Annotated in this window: 25 protein-coding genes and 2 pseudogenes; 15 read left to right on the top strand and 12 right to left on the bottom strand. The window is 70.0% G+C overall.

Features of this window, described 5'->3' with window-relative positions; translation table 11 throughout:
• Positions 1–4: 4 nt before the first annotated feature.
• The 3 genes from O7618_RS08065 to O7618_RS08055 all read right to left on the bottom strand — a co-directional run bounded on the left by O7618_RS08065 (position 5) and on the right by O7618_RS08055 (position 2,939).
• The gene (locus tag O7618_RS08065) at positions 5–1,003 is read right to left on the bottom strand and encodes an acetamidase/formamidase family protein (RefSeq protein WP_278105359.1); all 999 of its coding nucleotides are present in this window, start codon (positions 1,001–1,003) and stop codon (positions 5–7) included.
• Positions 1,000–2,433 carry an APC family permease gene (locus O7618_RS08060; RefSeq protein WP_278105357.1) on the bottom strand — a complete coding sequence of 478 codons (1,434 nt, stop codon included), beginning with the start codon at positions 2,431–2,433 and terminating at the stop codon, positions 1,000–1,002. Before O7618_RS08060 ends, O7618_RS08065 begins: the two co-directional genes overlap by 4 nt.
• A 116-nt stretch (positions 2,434–2,549) precedes the next feature.
• On the bottom strand, positions 2,550–2,939 hold the full coding sequence (locus tag O7618_RS08055; protein ID WP_278105356.1) for a zinc ribbon domain-containing protein: 390 nt from the start codon (positions 2,937–2,939) through the stop codon (positions 2,550–2,552).
• 251 nt (positions 2,940–3,190) lie between these two features.
• Between O7618_RS08055 and O7618_RS08050 the strand changes: the two genes are divergently transcribed.
• Both O7618_RS08050 and O7618_RS08045 read left to right on the top strand, forming a co-directional pair.
• Entirely contained in the window at positions 3,191–6,310 is a 3,120-nt protein-coding gene (locus tag O7618_RS08050) for an orotidine 5'-phosphate decarboxylase / HUMPS family protein (protein ID WP_278105355.1), read from the top strand.
• Entirely contained in the window at positions 6,307–6,786 is a 480-nt protein-coding gene (locus O7618_RS08045) for a GNAT family N-acetyltransferase (protein ID WP_278105353.1), read from the top strand. Before O7618_RS08050 ends, O7618_RS08045 begins: the two co-directional genes overlap by 4 nt.
• Positions 6,787–6,883: 97 nt before the next feature.
• On the opposite strand, the gene O7618_RS08040 is transcribed toward O7618_RS08045, so the two are convergent.
• The 4 genes from O7618_RS08040 to tcmP (O7618_RS08025) all read right to left on the bottom strand — a co-directional run bounded on the left by O7618_RS08040 (position 6,884) and on the right by tcmP (O7618_RS08025) (position 11,478).
• Positions 6,884–7,027, bottom strand: coding sequence for a hypothetical protein (locus O7618_RS08040; RefSeq protein WP_228543157.1), 144 nt, complete (start codon positions 7,025–7,027; stop codon positions 6,884–6,886).
• A gap of 592 nt (positions 7,028–7,619) precedes the next feature.
• Positions 7,620–8,561 (bottom strand): replication-relaxation family protein, encoded by a 942-nt coding sequence (locus O7618_RS08035; RefSeq protein ID WP_278105352.1) that lies wholly within the window; start codon positions 8,559–8,561, stop codon positions 7,620–7,622.
• Between the two features lie 441 nt (positions 8,562–9,002).
• Positions 9,003–9,746: a DUF2637 domain-containing protein gene (locus tag O7618_RS08030; RefSeq protein WP_278109948.1), complete on the bottom strand. Its 744-nt coding sequence runs from the start codon at positions 9,744–9,746 to the stop codon at positions 9,003–9,005.
• 1,075 nt (positions 9,747–10,821) lie between these two features.
• On the bottom strand, positions 10,822–11,478 hold the full coding sequence (gene tcmP, locus O7618_RS08025) for a three-Cys-motif partner protein TcmP (protein WP_278109946.1): 657 nt from the start codon (positions 11,476–11,478) through the stop codon (positions 10,822–10,824).
• A 291-nt stretch (positions 11,479–11,769) separates the two neighbouring features.
• Here tcmP (O7618_RS08025) and O7618_RS08020 point away from each other — a divergent pair, with 291 nt between their 5' ends.
• Positions 11,770–11,994, top strand: coding sequence for a hypothetical protein (locus tag O7618_RS08020; RefSeq protein WP_278104785.1), 225 nt, complete (start codon positions 11,770–11,772; stop codon positions 11,992–11,994).
• Positions 11,991–13,016, top strand: coding sequence for an IS3 family transposase (locus tag O7618_RS08015; RefSeq protein WP_347405411.1), 1,026 nt, complete (start codon positions 11,991–11,993; stop codon positions 13,014–13,016). Before O7618_RS08020 ends, O7618_RS08015 begins: the two co-directional genes overlap by 4 nt.
• Here O7618_RS08015 and tcmP (O7618_RS08010) read toward each other — a convergent pair.
• On the bottom strand, positions 13,013–13,489 hold the full coding sequence (gene tcmP / locus O7618_RS08010) for a three-Cys-motif partner protein TcmP (RefSeq protein ID WP_278105351.1): 477 nt from the start codon (positions 13,487–13,489) through the stop codon (positions 13,013–13,015). The two genes, O7618_RS08015 and tcmP (O7618_RS08010), sit on opposite strands and share 4 nt — an antisense overlap.
• A 148-nt stretch (positions 13,490–13,637) precedes the next feature.
• Entirely contained in the window at positions 13,638–14,390 is a 753-nt protein-coding gene (locus O7618_RS08005) for a phage Gp37/Gp68 family protein (protein ID WP_278105350.1), read from the bottom strand.
• A 104-nt stretch (positions 14,391–14,494) separates the two neighbouring features.
• Here O7618_RS08005 and O7618_RS08000 point away from each other — a divergent pair, with 104 nt between their 5' ends.
• On the top strand, positions 14,495–15,859 hold the full coding sequence (locus O7618_RS08000; protein ID WP_278105349.1) for a hypothetical protein: 1,365 nt from the start codon (positions 14,495–14,497) through the stop codon (positions 15,857–15,859).
• 538 nt (positions 15,860–16,397) lie between these two features.
• Here the strand turns inward: O7618_RS08000 and O7618_RS07995 are convergent.
• Both O7618_RS07995 and O7618_RS07990 read right to left on the bottom strand, forming a co-directional pair.
• Positions 16,398–17,960 (bottom strand): recombinase family protein, encoded by a 1,563-nt coding sequence (locus O7618_RS07995; protein WP_278105348.1) that lies wholly within the window; start codon positions 17,958–17,960, stop codon positions 16,398–16,400.
• A gap of 62 nt (positions 17,961–18,022) precedes the next feature.
• Positions 18,023–18,418: pseudogene (locus tag O7618_RS07990) on the bottom strand (DUF5753 domain-containing protein); the annotation flags it as partial.
• 185 nt (positions 18,419–18,603) lie between these two features.
• Between O7618_RS07990 and O7618_RS07985 the strand changes: the two are divergent.
• The 8 genes and pseudogenes from O7618_RS07985 (at position 18,604) to O7618_RS07950 (ending at position 23,685) form a co-directional block, all read left to right on the top strand.
• Positions 18,604–18,854: pseudogene (locus O7618_RS07985) on the top strand (hypothetical protein).
• 100 nt (positions 18,855–18,954) lie between these two features.
• The gene (locus O7618_RS07980) at positions 18,955–19,125 is read left to right on the top strand and encodes a hypothetical protein (RefSeq protein ID WP_278105346.1); all 171 of its coding nucleotides are present in this window, start codon (positions 18,955–18,957) and stop codon (positions 19,123–19,125) included.
• A 182-nt stretch (positions 19,126–19,307) separates the two neighbouring features.
• On the top strand, positions 19,308–20,117 hold the full coding sequence (locus O7618_RS07975; protein WP_278105344.1) for a DUF3153 domain-containing protein: 810 nt from the start codon (positions 19,308–19,310) through the stop codon (positions 20,115–20,117).
• 175 nt (positions 20,118–20,292) lie between these two features.
• On the top strand, positions 20,293–20,637 hold the full coding sequence (locus O7618_RS07970; RefSeq protein WP_278105343.1) for a hypothetical protein: 345 nt from the start codon (positions 20,293–20,295) through the stop codon (positions 20,635–20,637).
• A gap of 14 nt (positions 20,638–20,651) precedes the next feature.
• Entirely contained in the window at positions 20,652–21,260 is a 609-nt protein-coding gene (locus O7618_RS07965; RefSeq protein WP_278105342.1) for a glycine zipper family protein, read from the top strand.
• Positions 21,257–21,940 carry a carboxypeptidase-like regulatory domain-containing protein gene (locus O7618_RS07960; RefSeq protein ID WP_278105341.1) on the top strand — a complete coding sequence of 228 codons (684 nt, stop codon included), beginning with the start codon at positions 21,257–21,259 and terminating at the stop codon, positions 21,938–21,940. The genes O7618_RS07965 and O7618_RS07960 overlap by 4 nt, the downstream gene beginning before the upstream one ends.
• Positions 21,941–21,956: 16 nt before the next feature.
• Positions 21,957–23,201 carry a phage tail sheath subtilisin-like domain-containing protein gene (locus O7618_RS07955; protein ID WP_278105340.1) on the top strand — a complete coding sequence of 415 codons (1,245 nt, stop codon included), beginning with the start codon at positions 21,957–21,959 and terminating at the stop codon, positions 23,199–23,201.
• 1 nt (position 23,202) lies between these two features.
• Positions 23,203–23,685, top strand: coding sequence for a phage tail protein (locus tag O7618_RS07950; RefSeq protein ID WP_091055932.1), 483 nt, complete (start codon positions 23,203–23,205; stop codon positions 23,683–23,685).
• A gap of 369 nt (positions 23,686–24,054) precedes the next feature.
• On the opposite strand, the gene O7618_RS07945 is transcribed toward O7618_RS07950, so the two are convergent.
• Positions 24,055–24,714 carry a hypothetical protein gene (locus tag O7618_RS07945; RefSeq protein ID WP_278105339.1) on the bottom strand — a complete coding sequence of 220 codons (660 nt, stop codon included), beginning with the start codon at positions 24,712–24,714 and terminating at the stop codon, positions 24,055–24,057.
• Positions 24,715–25,030: 316 nt separating this feature from the next.
• Between O7618_RS07945 and O7618_RS07940 the strand changes: the two genes are divergently transcribed.
• Entirely contained in the window at positions 25,031–25,234 is a 204-nt protein-coding gene (locus tag O7618_RS07940; protein ID WP_278105338.1) for a hypothetical protein, read from the top strand.
• On the top strand, positions 25,234–25,995 hold the full coding sequence (locus tag O7618_RS07935; RefSeq protein ID WP_278105337.1) for a hypothetical protein: 762 nt from the start codon (positions 25,234–25,236) through the stop codon (positions 25,993–25,995). Before O7618_RS07940 ends, O7618_RS07935 begins: the two co-directional genes overlap by 1 nt.
• Positions 25,996–26,005: the final 10 nt, after the last annotated feature.

The following is a 26,005-nucleotide window of genomic DNA, read 5'->3' as shown; positions in this document are numbered from 1 at the left end:
TGGCTCACCTGGTCGACTCAGCGCGGTGGCGCAGCCGGTGATGCACCCCGCCGTAGGGACTCGCGCCCGCCAGGACATCTTTGGTGAGGGCCGCGTGCATGGTGTACAGCGGATCGCAGACGTTGCCGGGTGCGGCGCGGCCGGCCTGGGAGACGAACTGGTAGGCGTCAAGCAGCTCCAGCCCGGTCAGCTGTGCCGTCCAGGTGACCAGGTCGTGCTGGCTGATCCGGTACGCGTCCTCCAAGGGTCGGGCGGCGCCGATCGAGATGATCCGACGGTCGGTCTCGATGCGTGGCCATGGTGTGGCCACGCCCTTGATCAGGTCGACGGCGAGGGTGACGTTCATGGCGGTCTCCACCGCGACGCCGCACACCTCGCCGTGGCCTTGGCGGGCGTGGCCGTCGCCGATAGCGAACAGCGCACCGGGAACGTTGACGCCGAGGTAGACGGTGACTCCCGGGCGAATCTCCGGGGTGTCCAGGTTGCCGCCGTGCGCGTCGGGCACGATCGTGGAGCGTGCCTCCCCGCCGCCTGGGGCGACTCCCACGGTGCCGAGCATCGGCTCCAGGGGCATGACGATCGCGTGGTCGGAGCGGCGGGCGTGGAAGGTGACGGTGTCGGCGGCGGCGTCGATGGTGTACCGCCACACGCGTTCCTCGATCGGCGGGTGCAGCATCGCCGTGGTGTGGGTGCCGGTCAGTGCGCCGAAGTGCGGGAAGGTGGCGGACATGCCCCAGTCGCGGGCGGGGGTGATGGCCGCTAAGTGCAGCGCGAGAGTGTCGCCGGGTTCCGCGCCGGCCACGTGGAAGGGGCCGGTGACGGGGTTGAACGCCTGGCACACCTGCGAGGGCAGGTCGTCGACGGTGCGGACGGCGCCGCCGAAGCAGTCCTCGGTGCTGGTGACGAGCAGGCTTCCGGGCGTGATCTCGGCGACCGCCGGGTGGGCGCCGAAGGTATGGCGCAGTTCGTTCTCGCCCGGCTGGTAGGTGACTGTGCTGGTCATGCCGACTCCCGTCCGCCGGCGAGGCCGGAGAGCTGGGGACGGCGGCCGGCAGCGTACAGACCCGCCAGCACCAGCAGGCCGAGGGTGAGCCAGACGAAGCCGAGGCGTTGCGCGGCCACGTTGGCGTTGATCACGACGTAGGCGAGGATCGTGAACCCGATTCCCGGAAGGAGCAGGTGCGCGACGTAGTTGCGGCTGCGGCGGCGGACCAGGTAGTGCCAGACGACGGCGAGGTGCAGAACGAGGAACGCAGTCAGCGCGCCGAAGTTGATCAGGCTGGACAGCAGGGCGATGCCGTCGGTACGCCAGTTCATGTAGAGGCCGATCGCCAGCGACACCAGGGCGGTGAGGGTGATGGCGTGGGTGGGCACGCTGTGACGCACCGAGACCGCGGCCAGGAACTTCGGCAGCTGCCGGTCGCGGGCCATGGCATACAGCAGCCGCGAGGTGGCGACCTGCGCGACGAGAGAGTTCGCCACGCCCCAGGCGACGGCGGTGGCGACCGCGCACAGGGTGGCGAGCCAGGGTCCACCGGCGAGCCGCGCCGCGTCGTAGAACGCCGTCCCGTCCGGGTCGCCGTTCGCCAGTAGGCCGCCCGGGTCGGGCACCAGCAACGCAGCCATCCAGGTCTGGGTGATGAACAGCAGTCCGGCCACGCCCAGCGCGGCGGCCATCGCCCGGCCGATCTGCCCCGCGCCGCCCTTGTTCTCCTCGGCCAGCATCGAGATGCCGTCGAAGCCGAGGAAGCTGAGCACAGCGATCGACACCGCGCCGAACACCAGCGCCCAGGTGAACGTGTCAGGGTTGTAGAGCGGCGTCCACGAGAAGCCCTGTCCCTTGCCCTGCGCGAGAGCACGACCGGCTGCGGCAAGGAAGACCACCAGCACGATGACCTCGCCGATGAGCAGCACGCGGGTGATCAGGGCGGTCATCCGGATTCCCCGATAGTTGACCAGCGTGTTGAGCAGCACGAAGCCGACCAGCCAAGCCCAGACCGGGATCACCGGTACGGTGGAGTGCATCGCCACCGCCGCGATCAGGTACAGCAGGCTCGGCACCAGCACGTAGTCCAGCAGGATGGCCCAGCCCGCGAGGAAGCCGACCGGTGCGCCGATCCCCCGGCCTGCGTAGTTGTACACGCTGCCTGCCAGCGGAAACGCCTTGACCATCTGGGCGTACGAGGCGGCGGTGAACACCAGCGCCACCATGCCGACGACGTAGGCCAGCGCGACCATCCCGCCGGCACCTGCGTAGACGGATCCGAAGATGCCCATCGGCGCGATCGGCACCATGAACACCAGCCCGTAGAAGAGCAGGTCGGCGAAGCCGAGTGAGCGGCGCAGCTCCGGTCGGTACCCGAACCGCGACGAGTCCGGCGACACCTGCGCCACGCCGATCTCCGGTGGCGGCGCTGTCTGCCTCGTGTACATGTCTTTCCTCCCTGATGGTGATCGATGTACGCACCCTCGCGGCCGTGATGGAGCTGGCCAAGCGACGTCACCCGCTCCGCCGGCAGACGCACAGCCAGGAACTGCTGGATCGGCTGCTACAGACGCCAGACGATGGACAAGTCCTGGGCGCAGCCACCGACCCGTACGGCGACGAACAAGCGGCGGAAGATGCTGCCGAGTTCCTCGGGTGCCGCGTCCGCCGTCAACCCCGGCGCTGGCGCCGCCACCGTCTCCAGGACGAACTGTTCGATGGCCTCGGCATCCACGGCGGTCAGCCGACAGCCGCAGGGCCCTCGGTAGGCACGCTGACCGAGCATCCGCATGGGCTGCAGCGACGTGCCGCAACCGCGGCACAGCAGCAGCCCTTCAAGGGTGAAGACCTTCGAGACAGGCGGTTCCGGCTGCGCTGGCCGTTCATCGCTACGACCGGATGCGGTACGGCGAGCGCGGTCGCGCACCACGCCGCCTCGCACGTCAATGGCCACGGGGCACCTCCACCATCACCGCTGCTCGCAAAACGCGAGGACTGTCCACGGCGGTGGAGGTCTGGCAGGCTCCCGATTACCCGATCCAGCGCCGTGGTTGTCTGTGTGACCAGCCTGCGGGTCCGGCCTGCTGCGTGACGACGCGTGGACGTTCTAGTGTTGTCCTAGTTTCAGCTCGTCTACGCCCGCCGTCGTCTACTACGCTGCCGACTGCCACGATGACGCTGAGTGCACGGCCTGGGGGATAGCCCGTGGAGACGGTACGACGGTGGACCGGCCGCGAGGCGAAAGCATTACGCCTGGCGCTACGCATGAGCGTGCGCGGATTCGCCGAGCACCTGGGGGTCAATCCGGCGGCCATCTCCAACTGGGAGAAGCGCGGTGCCGCCACCCGCATGCGCTACGAGACCCAACAGATGCTCGATGTCGATCTGGCACGGTCACCAACTGAGGTCAAGCAGCGGTTCGCCCAGACCCTCAAGGCGTCGGCGACTGCGGAGCCGAGCGCCTCAACCGTGCCTGCTGACGGCAGCCGGCCCACCAGGCAGGATCTCGGCACCCGGTCCCAAGAACGGACGGCCGCCGTTCTCGCCGCGCTCGGTGGCCCACAACCCGATGATCTCGCGTACATGCCCCCGGCCGACATTCAGCGCCTGGTCGCGGATTTCCTCGCCTCGACCGCGCGCGTCTATCTGATCATTGGGCCCCCGGGCTGCGGCAAGACCAGCTTCACCCACCACCTGGCGTCGCGGGCGCCCGGAGTGGATGTTCAGTTGCTGACCGCGGACTCGTGGACCGAGGACACCGAACTGGCACGCGAGATCCTCCGCTACGGATCCCGACCGGCCGGCGAGGATTCCCTGCTGACTCTGGAAGTGGAGAGCCGGGACCTGTCCCGGCCGCTGCTCGTAGCCATCGACAGCCCCCAGTCGTACGCCGTGGTGGACAAGATCTGCCGCCAGCTCGACGCCACGCTGCGACAGGTGCTCTCGGGCAACCTGAGGTTTCTGCTCGTACTGCGCACACCGCCGGAGATCGAGCTGGCGCCCTACCCCGTCCTGTCGGCAGCGGTCATGCCCGGTCGGGGCCAGGCGCAGAGTGCCGAGCCCTCGCTGCGGCTGGACCGCTGGGACGTCCCCACCGCCCGGGAGGTGTGGAACGCGCAGCGGCATGTCGATGAGCCGCCCTTCGACGCCCTGCCTCCGAAGATTCGTAACCTGGCCCGCCTGCCGCTGTACATGAGCCTAATCCGAGCGGCCAAATCGACCGAGCCGCTCGGGCAACCCAACGCCTACCGGCTCGTGGAGTTCTGCGTCGCCTCGATCTTGAAGGCGGAGAGCCTGGACCTCGACCGCGCGACGGCGGACCTGACAGCACTCGCCCGCAGGCAGCTCGCTGCGGCGTGGCCGCACCCGCTGCTTCCTGCGATCGAAGCGGAACCACCGGGCGATGTCGGTGACCTCACCGCGTCTCCGATCGCGAGACTCGTGCGGTCCGGCCGGTCCGGGGGTCTGGCGTTCCATCACGACGTCATCCGTGAGTTTCTCTTCGCCCGGTGGCTCGCCCAGGTCATCGAGGCACACGGACGCTCGACCGTCACCATCGAGTTGCTCAACGACCTCGCTGCTCGCACGAGCGCCTCGGGCGACCTGCGGGGCGTCCTGGAATTCCTGTTGCAGGGCTTGGACGCGACGTCGCCGGAGCTGCTGGCCGCCGTCGCCCAGTCACCGTCGATCAGCATCACCGAAACGCTGCCCCTGATGCTCGAACTCGCCGGTGAGAGCCCGGCGTTCACCACCGCCGAGGTGCTGCGGGTGTGCGCCTCCCGGTGCCTGCACGACAATGGCCTACCGCTGGCCAGAGCCCTCCTGCACACCAACGCAGCCGCGACGGCACTGGGCGCGGAGTACCCGCGATGGATGCTGCGGGTGCTGCGCCGCTTCGGCCCGGCAGTCTGGTCTGACATCGTGGCGTGCGTCGAGACGCAGCTACCCCTCGCGGCCGTCCAGGACTTCGTCCGCCTCGCGCAGCTCGACACCGTAGAGGACGCGGTGTTCCTCGCCCGACACTTCTACGTCTTCCTCACCGCTGACGACGGCACTTCCCAGGAGCTGAAGACTCTCCTGGCCCATCCCGACTGGCGAGCCCGCGCCGCTCTCGCCGAGGGGATCCGCGCGGGCCACGCGATCCCCCAGCAGACGGTGGTCTCGATCATGGAGGCGTTGACCGCGGACCGCGACTACAAAGTCCGCGCCGCCGCCGCCGAAACCGCGGGCCAGTCGACCGCACCCGGTCTTGAACACCTACTGGCCGCGCTCCTCGATGACCGCAACTGGCATGTCCGCGAACGTCTCCTTCGAGGGCTGTCCCTCAGAGTTGGGGACGAAGACTCGGCCGCCGACCTTGTCATCCGGGGCCAGGACGCATGGCGCAACGGCCCTCGAAACGTGCGAGTAGCCGCCCAGCGACTCCTACTGAAGTGCGGAAGACAATCCCTGCAGGACGAGGACTCTTCCCGCAGTGCCCTGTTCGGCCTGCTCCGAGAGATCCGTACCGGTGCGCTTCGGCTGCCCACGAACGTCCAGTCGTCGCTGATCTGCCAGGGCATCGCCTCGGCAGACTGGCTCGTACGCGCCGAAGCCAACCTGCTTGACCACCGTGGCACAGCCACAAGCGCAGCCGGAGGCATCGGTAAAGAAGCCTTCCGGCGCCTCCGAGACAGACGGGCACTTCAGGTCGCACTCGACGTCCGCGACGTCGACCACGCGATCGCCGTCGCCCAAGCCGCAGCCAGCGCGGGTGTGCAATTCATCGAGATCGGCGACCCGCTCATCAAGAGCGTCGGCGTCCAGGCCATCAGCGCGGTCAAGCAGCGAACTCCCGATGCGTGGATCGTCGCCGAGATGATGTCCGCCGACTGGGGACGCGACCAGGTGATCATCGCGGCCGAGGCCGGAGCCGACGTCGTACTGCTCATCGGACCCGCCAGCATCGCCAGCGTGTCCGCAGCGGCCGAAGCGAGCAGGCGCTTGGGCATCCCCATCATGATCGACGTGCCCGAGGGCCGACTGGTCCAGGGCTGGGTCCAGGACATGGAACGCGCGGGAGTCGACGGCTTCGCCATCACCACGAACATCGACCTGGGCGTGGCCGGCTTTCACCCCCTCGACCAGGCGCAGCTCATCAGGTCATGGACGAAGCTGCCGGTCGCGGTCTCCGGCGGCTTCGAACCCACCGACGTCGAAGCCAGCCGACGACGCTCCTGGGACATCCTCGTCGTCGGTCGCGGAGTCACCGACTCCCTGGACCCCGCCGTCGCCGCGCGGGACCTCGCCGCCTCGATCGAACTCACCGAAGGACATCACCAGTGAACATCACCCCGCTCACGGTCGATCGCATCCCCGACCTCGAAAAGCTGCTCGCGTTGGGAGAGCCGTACATCAGGCTGCGGGGCTCATCGGACTACTGGCTGTACGCCACGCTGTTCGCCGACACCTGCCCACTCGCCATCATCGACGGCCAGGTCGCCGGAAGCGTGATCGCCTTCCGAAGCCAAGTCGACCCCACTGAGATCTACCTGCAAGACGTGATGACGCACCCCGGCCACCGCCGTGAGGGGATCACCCGGGCGCTCGTAGACGAAATCTACCGGCAGGGCGCTGCTTGGGGATGCCGCCGCCTGTTCCTTACGTCCGAGCCCGACAACTACGCCGCCCACACAGCATGGCTCGCTCTGGGCTTCAGCAACGTTGCCGGCGATTCCACCGAGGCTGGTGTGGCAGTGATCCACGACTACAAGGGGCCGGGAAAGCACCGCGCCGTGTACGAGCGCCAGATCAGCGGCTAGCGACGGGCCCGCCCAGGCGCCGAGCCCGCATGTACTCGGCAGACGTAGGAGATCGCGGAAGCGGGCCGCGCCCGCCCCGTGTAGGGGCAGGCGCGGTTCACGCGGCGCGTGGCGGTGCGGGTTGGTGCAGGCGGAGTAGGCGGGCGAGGGTGGCGGCTTGGTCAACGGTCGGGAGGCCGGCCTCGGCGGCCAGGGCTTGGATCTCGGTCTCGGTGGCGGGGTCGGTCAGGTAGCGGGCCATCGACAGCGTCCCCGGCAAGGCGGAGCACTCGGTGTCGGGTTGTACGGTCGGGGCCTCGCCGCCGGTTGTCCGCGTGGGCGGGGTCGGCGGCGACGGGTGTGGTGTGTTCGCGCGTGATTGCTGGTCACGGCGTGTGGCCATGTCCCTCCCAGGACGGCTCGTGGCGTGGAGGTGAGGTGTGGGGCCATGGCTTCTCCTCTTTCGGTGGGCTGGCAGTCTGAAAATCGATCGCCGGAGTCGGGCGGCGGATCGGCGTGGTTGCCGGTCGGGTGACGTCGGCTGCGGCGAGCAGCGCGGCGGTGGGCCGCGGACGGTACCTCCGGTGGCCGCGGAAGTGAAGGGGGTCGCCATTCACAGCGACTCACAACTGCGTGCCGTCGGGTGTGAGTACTCGGACGGGCGCGGTTCTGTCGCCGTACTGCGCTGCTGACAGACCTGACAGCTGCGGGCCGACGCGCGTGGTCCGCTCTCGTCGTCTCAGTGCGCGCCTCTGCGCGAACAGCGGCTACCGCGCCCGGGCGGCTGCCGGTAGGTCGGTCCGGCGGCGTGTGGGCCTTCACGCCGCCGCACGCGCCGCACGTCCCGCCTGGCCTCATCGGGCGGTCCGCCCGTCCGGGGCGGGTTGGTCGTGGGTGGGGAACTCTTCGTCGTGGGAGGTGTCGGTGTAGGACAGGTCGATGAGGCGGTGCCGGCCCGGGCGGCCGGGTAGCTGCCAGATCTGGTGGGCGGGGCTAGCGGCGAGGGCGGTGCGTAGTTCAGCTGTAGTGGTGGCGATGACCGTTGTCGGGTCGGGGACGGCGGCGAGGCGGTGGTGCAGGTTCGCCTCCCTGCGGGCCGAGGGGAGATGGAACAGCACCGGCCATGCCCAAGTGCTCATCATGTACAACCGCTCGTACTTGATGATCTTGTCGATGAGGACGTTGAGGTTTTCGCCGCTGGTGTCGTACTCGAGGAAGAACGGCACGGACCGTCCGTGCTCGGTCCACACTCCGGCGCCGTCCGGGCGGGGGAAGCCGGTCACTCCGGCGATGATGATCTGGGGGTCGCCGCCTGCGCGGTACAGGGAGCCTGGTTCGTGGTAGGTCGACGCGGGCTGCCAGCGGACCAGGTCGGTGTCGGGGTGGGTGCGGGCGTGGGCGGCGAGGTCGATGAAGACCTGGTTAGCGCCGAGCAGGTGCGGCAGGTCCGGCCGGGACGTCAATGACTGTTTGCGGCGGCGGGCCTGGTCGCGGCGGCCTCGTGGGAGTGCGCGTTGGGCGTGGACGTGGTCGTAGCCGAGCTGGTCCAGGGCGTAGTGGTAGGGGTATGAGCCGCCGTCGGCCTTGTTGGGTCGGAACCGGTCCACCGCCCGCAGGGCGGTGAGGCGGCGCAGCCGGCGTTGGGTGAAGTCCAAGGATGGGAACAGGGCGGCGGCGATCTGGTCGGTGGTGAGCACGCCGTGGTCGTAGAGCCAGCCCAGGAGCCGGTCGTCGCGGGCGGTGATGCTGGCCTGCAGGCGCAGTAGGGGATCCGCGGTCGGTAGGTGTTTACCCATGGGCACAAGCCCCTGGGGGGAGACCCGAGACTAGAGGGTCTGTCTGGAGCGGTCCCCGGCTGCTGACGTGGGCGCTGACCTGGGCTGTGAGCGGCCGTGAGGGGTCAGGATGGGAGTCAGGATCAAGACGGACGGTAGAACGGAGGTCGGCACTGACTGCGGAACCGCCGGGCACAGCGGGTGCCGGGCGACGGGTTCGTGCAAGCCGGTGTGAGTCCGGTCGGCGAGGCCGGCGGAGGTCGTCGGTTGGGGTCGTCATCGTTTGCTGCTCCAAGGTCGAGGATGTAGGTGGGTTTGTGGTGCGTTTCCGCCCGCTGCGGCGAGTGGAAACGCGCTGACAGGTCTGGTCAGGTGGTGTCAGCTGCCGGGGCTCCTGACAGACGTGGATGCCGGTCTGGCAGCGTCGGCTCGATCTGACAGAAGTCGATGGTTGAAGCTCTGTCACGCGGCCTCCCGCGGTGACAGATCCCGTTCGGGCGGTGTGGTCTCGGCGCGCAGGACGCGCACGAGCGCGGAGGCGGTGGCGTTGGACAACTGGTGCCCGTCCGCGCGTAGTTGGTGGGCGAGGGCCTTGCGGGACAGCGGTGTCCCTTCGGTGGTGAGGGTGTGGGCGGCGGTCCGGGCGGCCGGGACCAGCGCGGCGACCTCCGGAGCGTCCTCGTCTGTCGTCATCGCGGTGTCCCGGCGGTCCGGGACCGCCGGTGGTTGGTCCGCGACGGCGGGGACCGCAGTCCGGGAGTCCGGGACCGCGGCGGCGGTGACGGCGGCCGGCGGTTCGAGGTCCGGGACTGGCGCGTCGACAGCGGGCGGCGGTCCGGGCTCCGTCCGGCCGGGCCGGGGCTGTTTGGGTGGGGTGGAGTCGGCGCGACCGAGGGCGATCTTGACCATCGCCAGGAAGCCGAGGGCTGGCAGGGCGGCGGCGATCCAGCCGATCACCGACGCCTCCGCCTCGACCACTTGCGCGGCCAGCGACAGCAGTACCGCCACCATGAGCACGGCGGCGGGGAAGGCGACGGACTTGCCGAGGCGCCGTTTGCGGCGCAGTTCCAGACCGGCGGCGATCGACATCAGCTCGAGGACGATCGCGTTGGCCCAGGCCAGCCAGCCCGGCTGGCCGTGCGCGGCGGCGACGTCGTGCACGTGGGTGAACGACGCCGCGCCAGCCGCGCCGCCGATCATTAGCATGATCGCCACCTGGACACGGTCCTCCCACCGCTGCCGCCTCCTCCTCGCCTCGGTCGGTGGGCCAGGGTTTTGTTGGTCAGGTGTCGCCAACGGCTCACCACCTTCGTTTCGGCGGCGCGTGCACGGCCGCGGGCGGTGTTGTCGTGTCACGGCGGTCCGCGACAGCAGCCGGCGTCTCGGACGGGTTGGTGTGGTGCGACATCAATTTCTGCTCCTCGATCAGGCGGTGGGTTGCGGATGCGGGCATGGGAAGGATCGCCCAGGGTCGCGCCTGCCCGGGCTCGGATCAGCTTCCGGGCAGGCGCGGCCCTGCCGGGTGACGCCCGGCCGGGCGGACCCCTCACGTGAGCAGGGGACGGTAAAGAATCACTTTGGTCGAGTCAACGAGCACGCCTCACCCCGCGCAGGGGCAGGCACCAGGGCAGCAGGCGTCGCCACAACCCGCTCAGCGGGCTGCGTTTCGACGCGTGGACAGAGGGCAGACGGCCAAGCCGAGCCTCACCAGATCAACACTGACCACCGCCAGCGCCATGAAGCGCTCAGGTGGTGCGGCGGCTCAACTCGCCGACGGGCGATCCTTCATGTGGGGCCTCCCTACTCTCAACGCCCCGCGCGGCGTCGGCACGAACATCGGCAGGCACCCCGTCCGGGGGTGCCTGCCCGCTGCGTGTGTGGCCGACCGCGCCAACCGGCGCTGCGGGAACGCCACTCCATTACGCCCCGGGAAACCGATGGAGTCAACCACCAATTCATAACAGGCAGGTCACCGAGTCTTGCCAAAGGTCCGGCCGGGTGCTACTGGGTCCGCATGTGTTCGTCGCGGTCCTTCCCAGTCCGGTCCGACGAAGCGAAAGAATCTTCTGGCAGGGATCACTTGTTGGGACGCGCATCTCCTTCTTTGGAACTCCGTGCGGGGCCGCTGGTCTCCGCAAGATCCGGGACGGTTCTGACCGGCACTCGGCAGGCGTACGCCGACGCCGCTGTCCGCGCCGCCTCGGCAGGTCCTGTAGTCGCCAGGCCGGTTAGGGACGCATGGCGGTGAGCAGCACCGATGTGGTGAGCGCGTAGCGGGCGCTCACGTCGACGGTGCCAGCGAGACGAAGGATGATCTCTGCAGCCGGCCGCCGCCCTCAATCTTCACGGTGCTGGCGTCAACGAGCGGCTTGAGTGCCTTGATGACGTGTTCCGGCCGGTACACCGTTTCCAGCAGTGCGAAGTTGCGCAGGTCCTCGACGCGGACCGGTTCACTGTCACGCAGCCTCTGCTGCAGTAGTCGGGTCAGCGGTCCGAGCAGTGGTTCATCGATGGCGAACAACGTCTCCGCCTGTTCGTCGCGGGGGTCGCGGAAGCCCACGCCTTGGGCGCGGTCGACTTCCCAGAGGCTGTCTTTCATCTTCTGCACGCCAAGTGGGTGCCCGGTGCCGAAGACGAGGTAGAGGGGCTGACCGTTGCGGGGGATAAGCTCGAAGTCCAGCAGATAGGCAAAGCCCGCTGCCTGCAGGGCGTGTCGGTAGCAGGTGAGGATGTGGCGACTCTTCGCTGCTGGCGGAAGGTTGACGACTTCGCGCCAGCGTGGGTCGCCGCCGAAAACGTCGTCGCCTGCCTCGCCAAGGTTGCTGACGAAGCGCACGAAGTGCTGCGGCAGTAGCGTAACGATGACCTCGGTGGACACGTTCGAGGCGAGGCGTTGCAGCAGCTTGAATGGTACGGGTGCGTTGCCCCAGGAGTCCAGGTTCCCTCCCTGTCACGCTGATGTGAGACAGCCCGTCTACCAGGGGATACTCTTCCTGGACGGTCCTGAGGAGAGATCATTAGCATAACGTCGAAGCCCCACGAGAGCCTGGATCCGGACGCCCGGCCCCAGCGGCGGACATTCACCGCAGAGTTCAAGGCGCGGATCCTGGACGAGTACGACGCGGCGCCGGACGCGGCGGCTCGCGGGGCGATTCTGCGCCGGGAACGGTTGTACGGGTCACACATTCTCGACTGGCGCAAGGCCCGAGACGCCGGAGCGTCGGCCGGCTTGACGGACCGGCGGCAATCGGCCGCGCGGGCAGCGAAGAAGGCCGAGAGCGCCGAACTTGCCCGTCTTCAGCGGGAGAACGCCCGCTTGCAGGCCAAGCTGGCCAAGACTGAGACCGCGTTGCAGATCATGGGAAAAGCGCACGCGCTCTTGGAACTGCTCTCCGAGAGCGCGGATTCCGCGCCGATGCCGAACCCGTCCTCGCCGAGGCACAGCAGGCGCTGACCCCGGCGTGGGGCATCGCCGGGGCCTGCCGGCTGACCGGTGTTTCCCGCGCGACGCTCTACCGGCACCGCGTACCACCGCTAATCTCACGGCCGCGGACCGCGCGCAGGCCACCGCCGTCGGCGTTGTCCGAGGCGGAACGTGAGCAGGTGCTGCAACTGCTAAACCGGCCCGAGTACCAAGATCTGGCGCCGGCGCAGGTGTGGGCCCGCGAGCTCGACGAGGGCCGCTGGTGGTGCTCGGAGTCCACGATGTACCGGATCTTGCGGGCTGCCGGGCAGAGCGGCGAACACCGCAGCCAGGCCAGCCATCCGGCCCGCACCAAACCCGAACTCGTGGCCGACGCGGCGAACCAGGTCTGGTCCTGGGACATCACCAAGCTGCGCGGCCCGCAGAAGGGCGTCTGGTTCCACCTCTACACCGTGATCGACATCTGGTCCCGTTACGTCGTCGGGCACCTGGTCGCCGCGCACGAGGACGGCCAGCTCGCCGAGGCGCTGATCGCTGACGCGGCCGCCCGCGAACGCGTCGATGCCGATCAGTTGACCGTGCACGCCGACCGTGGCGCCGCGATGACCAGCAAGACCGTCACCCAGCTGCTGACCGATCTGAAGATCGGCCGTAGCCACAGCCGTCCGAAGACATCGAACGACAATCCGTACATCGAGGCGAGCTTCAAGACGTTGAAGTACGACCCGACGTTTCCCGAGCGGTTCGGGTCGATCCAGCACGCCCGGCAGCACTGCGAGGCGTTCTACACCTACTACAACCACGAGCACCGGCACTCCGGGGTCGGCCTGCACACCCCGGCATCGGTGCATCACGGCACCGCCGGGCAGATCCGTGAACAGCGGCAACAGACCCTCGACGCGGCCTGGGCAGCGCACCCGCAACGGTTCGGCCGCCGCCGTCCACGCCCGCCCCGCCTCCCGGACCGGGCATGGATCAACAAACCCGACAACAGCGACCCCGAACAGACCACCGCCTCGCCCGTGCCCAACCAACCAGCAGCACAAAGCTAAACAAAATCAAGAAAATGTCTCAGTTGACTTGACAGGCTCCGGTTCGCGAATATCGGTTGGCCCCAGGCGCCTATGCGGTCCAGCGCGGCTTCGAGATCGTCGGCGCAGGTGCCTTTGCCCATCGTCACGGGCATCGCATCCTTGGACCTCGGCCGGTCGGGAAAAGCTTGTTGCAGGGTCTTCCGCAGCATGTCGACGCAACGCTGGTCGTCATCGATGAAGACGAATCGGGCGACGCCCTTGGTCGGGGGGACGTTCTCGACGAGGGCGCGGATCGCGATGACAGGCGAGCCCGGTTCCCCGCCGCTGTAGATGCCGGGCCCGGCGAATCCCTCCGCGTAGGTGACCGAGGGGTAGGCGTTGGAGTAGGCGAGCAGGATGGGAAACCACTTTCCGAGGTAGTGGCGGTAGATGTCGTGCTTCGCGCCCGTGTGTTCCGCACACGGCCACGGCACCGGACCGTCGACCGGCATCCAGCCCCCTTGTCCCGTCACAACAGGTTGCGAGACAGTCTCTCATTGTGACGCGCAAAGCGAAACTGCCCATGAGCGGCGGGGCGTGAAGACCGAGTAGTCGGACGCAAATTGGCGCCCGCAGCCGCGTCTGCTGGCGCGTGGGTTGTCAGCAGGCGGCGGCTAGGCTGAGGGGCATGTCGTCCCAGGTCCGGCCATTCAAGACACGGCCGCCAGCCTTGGGCGTCCGTCCGCCCCACTGCTTAAAGAAGAACGGCACCTCGACGCTGGTGCATTGATCGCGCAGGTCTACGACCCATGCCGGGTCTAACTGTCGGGCGTTGGCGCCGCTCTCGCCGCCTGCGATCACCCAGCCGATGCCGTCTAGCTGCAAGCCCGGGAGCGGGCCCAGCAATGGTTCACACGACAGGAACCGCAGCGCCGCCGGCACTGTCCGAAGATCATCGATTCGGTGCACAGCGCTGAGGTCCTCGACGGAGACGCCCATCCACAAGTTGGAGGGCCAGGTCAGGGAGGGGGCTACCCGGCGTAGGCGGCGGGCTCGTTTGGTTAAGACCTGATATGTGTGCTGCGGGGTCGCCTCGATGACCTCGAAGACCTGGCGAACGAAACTCGTCGGCACCTGGGCGTGGAACAGGTCACTCATCGAGTTCACAAACACAAGACGAGGACGTTTCCAAGTCAGTGGCAACTCAAGGCTGTCCGGATGCAGCGTCAGCCCGAACCCTGGCCCACTCGTCCGCGGGTCTCCATCCCGCTGGTACCGCGGCTGTCCCATCGCCTTGAGCCGTTTGGCCAGCGTCAACGCGTAACAGTTGTCGCATCCGCGGCTCACGCGATCGCAGCCCGTCGTCGGGTTCCACGTCGCCTCCGTCCATTCGATGGCACTGCGGTCACCCATGGCTCACACTCACACTGCAAAGAGTATTGGTTCGAACGCAAGTTCGACAGGCCCGACACCGCCGAATATCGAGCTGGACGGCCGGCACGTTGACCGTGACTGGTATGACGGTCGATGTGACCGTGATCGCGGCCCTCCTGCTCGTCTGCATCATCGCCCTGATGGTCGGCTGGATCGTTGCGGCAGCCGCCTTCGGTGGCTCGATGCTCTGGGCGGTGCAGTGGAGATGCGTCTCATCCACATCGTTTGAGCCCATCCGACGGCGAGGGCTGCGCAGAGGTGCATGGGAGCTGATTCGATCCGCTGCCGGGCCTGGGATCTTTGGCCGGCTGGTCGCCCGCGCGTCGTGGCGTCGGGTGCCGCTGATGGTGCTGGTCCCGATCATTGGCTTTCTGGTGCCGGTGAGTCTTCCCTACGTCGTCCTGCTGCTGGTACCAGGGGCCATCGCCGGTGGCGAGTTCGCGGAGGCGATCGACAGAGTGGGTCGCCTCACCGGCATCATCGGCGTGCTGGTGGCGATACGCATCTTCCTCAACGGGCTGCGCTACATCGCCCAGCCCGGCAAGCCGCGCGGGAAGCTTCCTGGTCTGCGTTTTCCTGACGATCTGTCCAGCAGGGGGCGTGACCGGCTCGCCGCCAACGCGTTCTGGTTCACGATGGCCCATACCGTCGAATTGCTCGCCGCCATGTATCCCGTCCTCGTCCTGGTCGCGGTGATACCCGACCTGGGCACCGCTGCAACGCCGTCAAGTGCTGCAGCGCCGTCATCGGACGCCGACTCCGCGCTGCCTCCTCTCCTCGGCGTCATCGTGTTCTTCCTGGCGGTAACGCCGATGCTGGTGCCTGCTCACATTGCCGCGTCCTTCCTGCGCCGTCGCTTGGCCGGATGGGAGTTGTCGGTAGAGATCTGCCAGATGTTGGCCCCGCCTGTCCTAGAAGAGCGCGCCGACTCGCTGGCAATGCCCGAGCCTCTCCGCGCGGTTGCCGACGCCCACCGCGGCAGTCTGGTCGACATCGCCGTACTGCTCGATCAGACCGCCGGGCTGTGGGATCGCCGGCAACCGAGAGGGTTCACCCCGCACCCCGCGGCTACCGTACTGCGAGCGGTGAGCGCGTCGATCCGACGACACCTGCAAAGCCCAGAGTCGTGCGAGCCGACGCTTCCCCTCAACCTGCGAGAAACGCTGCGCATGGTGCTGGACCTGCTCGTCGAACCGGAAGGGACATCGTCACTACGCGAACTCGCCTCCAGGGTCCAGGCGTTCGACGAGGACGGAACCCCCACAGCAGAGACGTTCGTCAAGCCCCCCGGGCGCCTCGTGGTGGCATTGGCAAGGCTCACCGACAGCGCGCAACGAACCGCTGCCGTCCTGGCCGCCGTCGCAGGAATGGCAGCGACCTTCATCGCTGTAGCGCTGACCGCCGCAGGGAAGATCGATACCGCCGAACTCCTCGGCCACCTGAGATGAGCAGCCATATCGCTAGCTGTGACAGCCGTTTCCGGTCACGCCACCGCGCGCCTCGGATACGGCCAGCGTGGCCATGTCTCCGCACGACTGACGAAGCGTGTCGCCTCAATCGGCGAGCGCGCGGTAAACCAGCCGACGAAGCTGCGCTTAGGTGAGTCCCCAGCAGCGCAGCCCCGAGCATGTGGCGGGTGCGGCGCGGTAGTCCGCGGTGCCCGCGCCATGCTCATCGCACGACGGGCGGCGCGAGCGGCGGCGCACATGCCGCGCTGGCCTTGGCACCGCAGGTTGCGGCAGTCGCCGCGCTCGTCGGGTTGGTGTGCAGAGGCGACGTCGAAGGCGAGCCGCCAGAACAGCGGATCGGTGACATCGTCCGGCAGCACGGCCAGGGTGCTGAGTCGTTCGCGTGGCACAGCTGAACACCTTCCGTCGACGGGGTCACGCCGCCCGCCCCGTGGGCGGGCGGCGGACACCATCGACGCTCTACTCTTTCCAGAGGTCAAGTCGCCCTCAGCATGTCCTGACTCAGCAACCGCCGAGTTCAGGCCGTTCGCTGGTCCTGCGGGCCAAACTTCCACCGCCAGTCCAGGCGGTGGCGGCCGAAGGTGCGGCGTTCGCCCTTGAACCCGGCACGCAGGAGTTTGATGTCGGCGATGAGGCGGATGATCTCCCGCTTGACCGCGATGTCGTCATCAAGTTCCTGCCACGCCTGCACCGCTTGGTCACCGATGCGCCCGCGCAGCACGGCCGGGATCCCGGCGTCGGCAGCGCGTTGCTCGTGCTCGGCGATCTGCGCGAGGAGGCCTTTCTCGGCGCGGGCGTAGGCGATCGCGGTGACCTCGCCCTCCTCGCCCAGCTTGCGCCAGTCCTCCAACTCCCCGCGCAGCCGTTGGGCTTCGGCGCGGGCGTGGGCAACTTCCTCGTCGGTGGCGCTGGCGGCGGTGAGGATGTCGTACACGTCGGGGCGCGACAGCCACGCCACCACCGTGCGCTGCACGTACTCGTCCAGGAACTCGGCCTTCACCGCGGCGCACCGCTTGTGCAGGCAGGAGTACACCTGCCCGGTCCAGCCGTGCCGGTTCACCTTCTGCGACGACAGCGGCCCGTCGCAAATTCCGCAGCGCACCAGGTACGACAGCAGATGCACCGCGCGGGCGGGCCGGGTCGTCGTGCGCGACGGGTCGCCCAGCATCCGCACCACCGACCAGTACGTCTCCTCGTCGACGAGTGCGGGCCAGATGCCGTCGCCGACGATCTCGCCTCGGAGCACCCGCTTGCCGATATAGGCCGGGTTCATCACCTGCTTGCGCAGGATGCCGCGCCGCCAGAGTCCTCCCTCGGAGGCGGGAATCCCGAGCCGGTTGAGTTCGGCCTCGACGGCGGTCAGCGGCATGCCCTCGGAGACTTTGCGGAAGTTGTCCCGCACCACCTGCGCCCGTGAGTACTGCGTCACCGTCCCGTCGGCCGCCACGGCCGTGCGGATCTCGGTGTCCGGCTCCTGACGCAGCAGGGCGCGGGTGCGCTGGTCGTAGATCCGCCGGTACCCGTAGGTGATCTTCCCGTGCGGACGACCGGCCTCGGCGGCGCCGACGATGCCGCGCAGCACGTTGTCGCGGATCGAGTCGGCCATCCACTCGGCCTGTACCGCCTGGAAGCCGAGCATCATCCGGTCGTTCTTGTCCCGCAGGTCGTACAGCACTCCGCCGACGAGCCAGAAGTTGAGACCGACCTCGTGGCACATGTCGCGGATCTTCACGAACACGGCGAGGTCGCGTTCCTTGCGGGAGATCTCCCAGACCACCAGCACGTCGCCCTTGCCCGCGCGGATCTGCTCGATCAACAACTCGAACTGCTCCCGCTCCTTCGTGGCGCGGCGGCTGGCCGAGCGGTGGTTGTCCGTGAACGACCCCGCGTCCGTCCAGGACCGCTTCGTGATCTCCGCCAGGTTCAGCACGCCCTGGTCGTGGACGCTCTTGCCCTGTTCCTTCTTGTCCTGACTCGCGCGCTGATACCGCAACGCCCGCACCTCTACGCCACCGGCCAGCAGCGCGTCCTTGCTGTCGAACCGGCCCTGGTTCCCCGACCGGGCCTTCCGCCGTACCATCAGAACCGTCCCCCTAGATCGACGTTCGTGTCGGCAACATCGACCCTAGCTTCTAACGATTCTTGACCGTCGACATGTCCAAGCCGTCCACCGTCTGGCATCTCGGCGACAGTGAATGGACCGCCAAGCCCGGGGTACATGCCCGCCGAGGAGGGCACGACGTAGAGCTGTACCGCCGGCATAGCCGCGCATTCCGCAAGGTGGCTGAGCTGTTTGGCCATCATGCCTCGGTTACCGGTAGCGGTGCGGCGAAGCGCGGACTCGTCGACAACGGCGATGAGCAGGGGCGGTCGGTCCCTGGCCAGGATGGCTTGCCGCGCGATCCGCGCGGCGACCAACTCGTCAACCTGATGAGGCGACAGAGCCTCCCAAGCAAGAGTGGCCCGTGCATACTCCTCGGTCTGCAACAGCCCCGGCACCCAGGCGAGTTGAAAGGCGCGCAGCGTGACCGCCTCACGCGAGGAGAGCGTGCAGTGCCCGAGGAGAAGCCGACCTCCAGCCCGCAGCCGTCTCCGCCGCCGGCTCGGCGAAATAACCTGTCGTCGCCGCGCTGGCTGTCGTCCCCGGCCGCGACAACGTCTTTGCCGCGACCGGGCGACCGCCGGTGACCGCGTCGCGCCGCCGGCCGCCGGAGCCGCCCCCACTGCGTGCGGGCGACGTCCTGCACCTGACCCGGCGGGCGTCACCGCAGTTCGCCCACCCGATCGGGGTCCGGATGATCCGCGTCCTGGAGTGGACGACGTACGACGGCTGGCTGTGGGCCGATGTCTACGAGCTTGGCCCGGACGGCAACGCGACCGCACGTCGTCCCTGTTCCTCCGGCTGGCCGGGGTTCGCGTGATCGCCCCGCCGCCCGTGTCCCAGCGCCGACCGCGTGCCGGCGCACTCGTGTGAGGGCGGACGCCTGATGCCTTACCGTCCCCGCTCCGGCGACCATGTCCCGGCCCGACCTACCTGGCGTTGCCGCGCCTGCCGCGCCGCGTGGCCGTGTGGGGTGGCGAAGCTGAACCTCCTGGCGAGGTACCGCGGGCGGAGGGCCGAGCTGAAGGCGTACCTCCTGACCCTGCAGGAAGCCGCCGCCGCAGACCTGACCGAGTTGGACGGCGGCCGGCATCCGACCGGCCTCGAAGACCGTTTTACCGCTTGGACCGAGCCCCGCGGCTGACCTCTTCTCCCGGTCGTCGCGGACCGGCCGGCGCCGGGAACGGAGGAATGACAACCTTTCAGGATATCGACCGCGCCCGTTTCCGGGGTCGTCCGAATGGGAGCGGCCGCCGGTAAGATCGGCGACAAAGCGACGGCTGATCGCTGACTGTAGAGCCCGCCCCGACCACCCACACTGGGCGCATGAATACGAGACTCCGCCGCAGCCGGATATTCAGCATCGCGGTGTGTCTCGCCCTCGTGGCGGCACTGAGCGGCTGCATGCAGCTCAACCTCGGGTTGACCGTGAACCCCGACGACACCATCTCCGGCCAGCTCCTGCTGACCGCGCAGAAGTCCGTACTCAAACAGCGCAACCCGGACGTGGCGGTGGCTTTCGCCGAACTGCGGCAGAACATTCCCACGCTTCCCGCCGGCACCGAGACCCGCTACGAGGACCCCAACTACTACGGCATTCAGATCAGCTACCGGAGAACGCCGCTGGCACAATTCACGAGCGAGAGCGTGAATCTTGTTCGGGATGGCGATCTCTATCGCTTCTCGCTCCCCCTGGATCCGAAGAAGTACGGCGGAAAGGTGGCCGAACAGGATCCCCGGAACCAGCAGGCGTTCATGACCTTGATGTCGTTCGAGATCTCCGTGACGTTCCCCGGCCGGGTGCTCGACACCAACGGCACCAGAACCGGCCGCTCGGTGAGCTGGAAGGTGATCGCCAACCAGCCCAAGCCGGCCGAGTTGCGAGCCGTCGCCGAGGCGCCGCCGCCACCCGCCACCAGCGCGGCCGCCGCCGTGGTCAGCGGTGGCTCGTTCCCCTGGCTGCTGGTCGTCGGCGCGGTGGTCGTGCTGCTGCTGGTCGCCGCCGTGGTGGTCGTGCTGCTGCTGCGCCGCCGCCGGGGCGGGAGTCCGGCCGACCCGTCGAACGCGCCCACCACCGGACCGGCGACGCCGGCCACGTCCGGCGCGCCGGCACCGCCCACCGGCCCGCCGGTCTGAGTTCCACCGGTCCGGCCCCGGCCAGCGTCGGCGGGGCGTCGGGCCGGGCCCCGATCACCGGCGACAGCCCGCCGGCCCACCACCGACCGGGCGGATCCCGTGGCCACCGCCACCGGCCGCCGCACCATCCCCACCCGAGGCCGCACCACCGCACCGTCTGAAAAGGGGGATCGCCGTGAACGATCTCTTCACCTGGGCCGCACTGGGCAGTCTGACCGGCGCCAGCGCCGCCACCCTGCTCGCCACCAACGTCATCGGCGGCCTGATCGGGCCGAGCGGCGACAAGGCGCGCAAGTGGATCGCGCTGGGCTTCGCGCTCCTGCTCTCCTACCTGACCGCCGCGTTCGCCGACGGGGCCGGACCGGAAAAGTGGATCATCGCGTTCTTCAACGGCCTGGTCATCTTCTCGGCCGCGCTCGGCATCAACCAACTGCCCCCGGGCAACCGGCAGGCGACGCAGGCGTCGCCGACCCAGCTCGCCCAGGGGCGCGAGCCCCGCTTCGTCCGCTCCTGGGTCTGAGAGAGGTGACCGTCATGGTCTTCGGCATCCTCAGCGCCGCCGTCCAGATCGTCTTCGGCGCCGTTCTCGGGCAGCTCGCCGCCGGCACCGTCGGCCTGCTGGTCGGCGCGGTCGTCGGCCTGCTCGTCGGCGGCCCGTTCGGCTGGGCGACCGCCTCGGCCGGCACCTACGGCGCCGACGCGAAGGGGATCTTCCTCTTCGTGGTCGACCACACGTGGAGCCTGCTCAACACGTTCACCGGCGCGCTCTACCTGGCCCTGCACCTGGTCTTCGGCCACCAGCTCGACCGGGTCGTGTCGGCCGGCAGCGGCCGGGTCAACGTGGTCGAGGGCGTCTCACCCCGCTACGCCACCACCATCGGCACGGTCTGCGCCGGGTCCAGCCCGGGCAGCCAGCGCCACGAGGACGTGCACGTGTTCCAGGCCCGGCTGCTCGGGCCGCTCTACCTGCCGCTGGTCGCGCTCAACTACGCGCTGTTCACCATCGCCCCGGTGTGGCTGCTCTGGCACGACCACACGAACGCGCCGATCAACCGGTGCACCCGCTACTTCGAGATCGGCGTCTACCCGCACGTCTGGAACGAGGCCATCGCGTACCGGATCCAGGGGACGCCGCCGCGATGACCGGTGCGATCGAGGCGGCCGTCGCGGACGTCACGTCCTGGCTGGCTGGGGCGGCGGGTCAGCCCGTCCCGGTCGGCCCGCCGCGTGACGACCCGGGCGGCGGCCTCACGGTCTGGCCGCTGGACCTGCGACCGGCCCGGCAGACCGCGACCGGCGGCGCGGCACGCGAGCCGTACCGGTTCGTGGTCCGGCTGCTGGTCAGCGGCGGCGGGCCGGCGGCGCTGCCGGCGCTGGACCGGGTGCTCGCCGCGGCCACCACCGGCTCCGGCCGGCCGGAGCTGGTGCTCGACGCCGGTGACCCGGCGCTGTGGCGGGCGCTCGGCGTGGCGCCCCGGCCGGCGCTGCTGCTCGACGTGCCGGCGCGGATCGACCGGCCGGCGCCGACCGCGCCGCCGGTGCGGCAGCCGCTGCGGCTGCGGCAGCTCGACATGCGCACGCTCGACGGCCGGGTGGTCGGTCCGCAGGACCAGCCGCTCGCCGCGATGCGGGTGGAGCTGGTCGGCACCGCCCAGGCCACCGAGACCGACGCCGCCGGCCGGTTCCGGCTGGTCGGCGTGCCGCACGACCCCGACGCCCCGGACCGTCCGGTGCGGATCCGGTTGGTCGGCCGGGGGCGCGTGCACACCGCCGAGCTGGACCCGGCCGGCGACGACCTGGTCGTCGTCCACGCCCCCGACTGACCTACCAGGAGGATCGATGCCCACCTACTTCTCCCCCGGCATCTACGTCGAGGAGGTGCCCTCCGGGGCCCGTCCGATCGGGCCGGTCGGCACCAGCACCGCCGCCTTCGTCGGGGTGGCGCCGAACCGCGCCGCGTACGTCGACCGGCCGATGGCGGTCAACAGCTGGACCGAGTTCCTGCGCCTCTACGCCGACGGCGAGCACCTGGAGAGCACCCCGCTGGCCCGGGCCGTGTTCGGCTTCCTGGACAACGGCGGCACCCGCTGCTGGGTGGTCAACGTCGGCGAGGGCGGCCAGCTCACCGGCGTCGGCGGGCGGCGCGGCGGCCTGCAGGTGCTGGAGGCGATCGACGAGATCTCCATCCTGGCCGCGCCCGGCTACCACGATCCGGTCTCGCACGAGGCCCTGATCAGCATGGCCGAGCGGCTGCGCACCATGGTGGCGATCTGCGACCCGCCGCCCGAGGTGGCCGACGTCTCCCGGCTCACCCGGGTCGCCACGCCCGGCAAACCCGCCAAGCCGGCCGAGCCGTCGGCCGGCAAGCCCGCCGAGGGTACGCCGAAGGACGGTGACGACGACGCGCCCGGCAGCGGCGGCGACCGGCCCCGGCAGTCCGACTTCGCCGCCTTCTACTTCCCCTGGATCCGGGTCCGCGACCCGCTCGGCGGAGACCTCGTGCTCACCCCGCCGAGCGGGCACGTGGCCGGCATCTGGGCCCGCACCGACGCGCTGCGCGGCGTGCACAAGGCGCCGGCGAACGAGCCGGTACGCGGCGCGGTCGACCTGGCGTACCGGGTCACCCGGCCGGAGCACGACGTGCTGAACCCCAAGGGCGTCAACGTGATCCGGTTCTTCGCCGGCGAGGGCATCCGGCTCTGGGGCGCCCGTACGCTCGCCGCCGAGGCCAGCGAGTGGCGTTACCTGAACGTGCGGCGGCTCTCCATCTCCATCGAGCAGGCGATCGCCAACGGCACCCGCTGGATGGTGTTCGAGCCGAACGACTTCACGCTGTGGCGCTCGATCCGGCGCGACATCGGCGCGTTCCTGACCCGGGTGTGGCGCGACGGCGCGCTGCTCGGCCGCACGCCGGAGGAGGCGTTCTTCGTCAAGTGCGACGAGGAGACCAACCCGGCCGACGTCCGCGACGCCGGAATGGTGGTCGCGCACATCGGCATCGCGGTGGTCAAGCCCGCGGAGTTCGTGGTGTTCAAGCTGAGCCAGTGGGCCGGCGGCACCGAGACCGAGACGATCGGAGGCTGACATGCCGACCACGGCCACCCCGCAGCCGGGCGCGCCCGTCGACCCGTACCGGGCGTACCACTTCAAGCTGCTCATCAACGGCGTCACCAACGGACACTTCACCGAGGTCAGCGGCTTCGAGGTGGCGATACCGTCGCTCGCCTACCGGGAGGCCGGCAACGAGCGCATCCGGGCCGTGCCCGGGCAGGTCGAGTACGCGCCGGTGACGCTGCACTTCGGCCTGACCAACGCCCGCGAGCTGTGGGACTGGGTGAACGCGGCGGCGAAGGGCACGGTCAACCGACGCAACGTGTCGGTGGTGCTGCTCGACCCCGCCGGCACCGCCGAGGTGCTGCGCTGGAACATGATCAACGCGTGGCCGACGCGGTGGCGGGGCGCCCACCTGAACACCCTCTCCCAGGAGATCGCGATCGAGGCGCTGACCCTGGCGTACGAGGGACTGGAGCTGGAGTCCGGCAGTGCGGCCGCCCCGGCGACCGCGTGACCGGCTGGCCCGCGCCCTGCGGGCCACCGCCGACCGCCTCTCCGACCGGCCGGCCCCGCCTCTCCACCCGGCTCCACCGGCCGGGCCGCCACGCCGGCCGGGCGAGCCGCCCGAGCACTGGCTCCGCCTGGTCGCCGCGCACGCCCCCGGCCTCCTGCACGACCTCCCCGCCGGCGTCGATCACGGAGTCGACGTCCGGTCCGACCCCGGGACCGACGCGAAACCCTCGATCACCGGACGGTCCACGGGAACCGGTGCGGGACGGGGTGGGGCGGGGTGGCGGTGGTGGCGCTGGCCGTTCGGGGGCGCGCGCGGCCCGAGATCTTGGTACGACATGACCCCCCTGGGGGCGGATTCTCACCAAGATCTTCAGCTCCACCCGATGGATGGAACAGGTTTCCCGTCGAGTGGTGTGGTTCCTCCGGACGGGGGGTGGGACGCCGGCGCGACGGCCGCGACGCCGACGGATCGCGGCGAGGTGGACGACGTGGCGGCGTGGCTCGACGGCACGTCGACCGGGCCGGCGAGGCGAGACCCGCCGTGGGCGTGGGCTGGCCCTGCGCGTCGGGCGCTCAGGGCGGCGTGGTCCGGGACCACGGCGGGGGGCGGATCGGATGCCGCCGCTCCGGACGCGGCGGCATCCGGGCGCGACCCCGCGACCCGCCGCCGCATGCCGAGGCGGGGCGGCACCACCAGGCCGGGCGGCACCACAGCAACAGGCGGCACCACAGCAACAGGCGGCATCACAGCAGCAGGCGGCACCACAGGACCGGGCGGCGGCACCGGACCAGGCAGCACATCGAGACCGGCCGGCACGCCAAGCCCAGGCGACACCTGGGGACCCGGCAGCACGTCGCGATCGGGCAGCGCATCGGGGCCCGGCGACATCACCGCACCGAGCGGCACCGCAGGACCGGGCACCGCAGGATCGCGCGCTGCCACGGGCCGGGCCCGTGCGACCCGGTCCGTGAGCACGACCGGGCCCGTGAGCGCGACCGGGTCGGCCGGCGGGGCCGGATCGATCGACACGGCCGACACCACCCGGCCCGGGCGGCCGGCCCGCCGCCCGGCACCGCTCGACCGGGACCGTGATCGGTCGGGCACACCCGACGTTCATCCCCGCCACGACGGCCGGTCCGACACCACGGTCGGACCGACGGGCACCGGAGCCGACGGCCGGCCGGAGCGGGACCGCGTACGCCCGTTCTCCTTCGCGCCCGCCCGGCGCGGGTCCATGGTGGCCGACGGCGCGCACGGGACCGCCGGCCCCGGCCGAGCGCGCGCTGCCACGCCGGCGCCGGCGCCGGCGTGGCAGCGGCCATGGGGTCGTCCGACGACGGCCACTGTGGACGACCGGGACCGTCGGGGCTTTCACCAGCCGTGGCCGGCCCTGCCGGACGAGACCGGCGCGCACCGGCCGACGGGGGCCGGCGCGGTACGCCGGGACCGGTGGCCGGCCCTGCCGGACGAGCCGACGCCCCGACCGTCGACGGTGTGGGCCGCCGGATGGCGCGACACGGTGCTGGACCGGGAACAGGCGGGTGGCTGATGGAACGCGTCGCCTTCCTCGTGGACGAGTCCGGCACCCGGGTCGACTGCCTGCTCAACCCGGAGACCGTGCAGGTCACCCGGCTGGCCGGGGTCCGGCCCCGCGGCGGCCCGGACGGGCCGTTGACCGGCGCCGGCCTGGCCGACGACCCGCTGGTCTTCACCGGGGGCGGGCGCACCGAACTGGTGCTGGACCTGCTCTTCGACGTCGACTTCGTGGAGTCGCCGGCCCGCCCCGAGGACGTCCGGGCGCTGACCCGGCCGCTGTGGATGCTCGCCGAGAACTCGACTGTCGAGCACGGCTGGCCCCGCCCGCCGCTGGTCCGGCTGGTCTGGGGCAAGACCTGGAACGTGCCGGGCGTGATCGCGGCGATCGCGGAACGGTTCGACGCGTTCACGATCACCGGCACGCCGCGCCGTTCCTGGCTGCGGTTGCGGCTGGTCCGGGTGGCGGAGACCGCCGACGCGGCCCAGGCCGGCTTCGAGGAGGAACTGGCCGCGGCGAGCACGCCGACCGTGGCGCCCGGCTCGGCGGTGGTCGCCGCCGCCGATGGCGCGACCGAGCCGGGCTGGTCCGGGGTCCGCTTCGACCTGCTCGCGCACGACGCACTGGGGTCGCCGCTGCGCTGGCGGCTGCTCGCCGAGCACAACCGGATCACCGACCCGCTGGCGGTGCCGGCCGGCACCGCGCTGGCGGTGCCGGCGATCGGCGGCGCCGCGCCACCACCCGAGGCCGCCACCACGACGGGAGGCACGCCGTGAACCGCCCCGA

The organism is Micromonospora sp. WMMD980 (assembly GCF_029626035.1).
Taxonomy (GTDB): Bacteria; Actinomycetota; Actinomycetes; order Mycobacteriales; family Micromonosporaceae; genus Micromonospora.
The sequence above is the reverse complement of the archived record's forward strand: the minus strand, read 5'-3'. Positions and strand labels throughout refer to the sequence as shown.

Excerpts from the sequence above, each read along its gene's own strand:
- O7618_RS08065 (WP_278105359.1), bottom strand. The coding sequence starts at position 1,003 with ATGACCAGCACAGTCACCTACCAGCCGGGCGAGAACGAACTGCGCCAT.
- O7618_RS08060 (WP_278105357.1), bottom strand. The coding sequence starts at position 2,433 with ATGTACACGAGGCAGACAGCGCCGCCACCGGAGATCGGCGTGGCGCAG.
- O7618_RS08040 (WP_228543157.1), bottom strand. The coding sequence starts at position 7,027 with ATGGCCCGCTACCTGACCGACCCCGCCACCGAGACCGAGATCCAAGCC.
- O7618_RS08035 (WP_278105352.1), bottom strand. The coding sequence starts at position 8,561 with ATGGGTAAACACCTACCGACCGCGGATCCCCTACTGCGCCTGCAGGCC.
- O7618_RS08030 (WP_278109948.1), bottom strand. The coding sequence starts at position 9,746 with ATGCTAATGATCGGCGGCGCGGCTGGCGCGGCGTCGTTCACCCACGTG.
- tcmP (WP_278105351.1), bottom strand. The coding sequence starts at position 13,489 with ATGCCGGTCGACGGTCCGGTGCCGTGGCCGTGTGCGGAACACACGGGC.
- O7618_RS08005 (WP_278105350.1), bottom strand. The coding sequence starts at position 14,390 with ATGGGTGACCGCAGTGCCATCGAATGGACGGAGGCGACGTGGAACCCG.
- O7618_RS08000 (WP_278105349.1), top strand. The coding sequence starts at position 14,495 with ATGACGGTCGATGTGACCGTGATCGCGGCCCTCCTGCTCGTCTGCATC.
- O7618_RS07995 (WP_278105348.1), bottom strand. The coding sequence starts at position 17,960 with ATGGTACGGCGGAAGGCCCGGTCGGGGAACCAGGGCCGGTTCGACAGC.
- O7618_RS07975 (WP_278105344.1), top strand. The coding sequence starts at position 19,308 with ATGAATACGAGACTCCGCCGCAGCCGGATATTCAGCATCGCGGTGTGT.
- O7618_RS07965 (WP_278105342.1), top strand. The coding sequence starts at position 20,652 with ATGGTCTTCGGCATCCTCAGCGCCGCCGTCCAGATCGTCTTCGGCGCC.
- O7618_RS07960 (WP_278105341.1), top strand. The coding sequence starts at position 21,257 with ATGACCGGTGCGATCGAGGCGGCCGTCGCGGACGTCACGTCCTGGCTG.
- O7618_RS07955 (WP_278105340.1), top strand. The coding sequence starts at position 21,957 with ATGCCCACCTACTTCTCCCCCGGCATCTACGTCGAGGAGGTGCCCTCC.
- O7618_RS07950 (WP_091055932.1), top strand. The coding sequence starts at position 23,203 with ATGCCGACCACGGCCACCCCGCAGCCGGGCGCGCCCGTCGACCCGTAC.
- O7618_RS07935 (WP_278105337.1), top strand. The coding sequence starts at position 25,234 with ATGGAACGCGTCGCCTTCCTCGTGGACGAGTCCGGCACCCGGGTCGAC.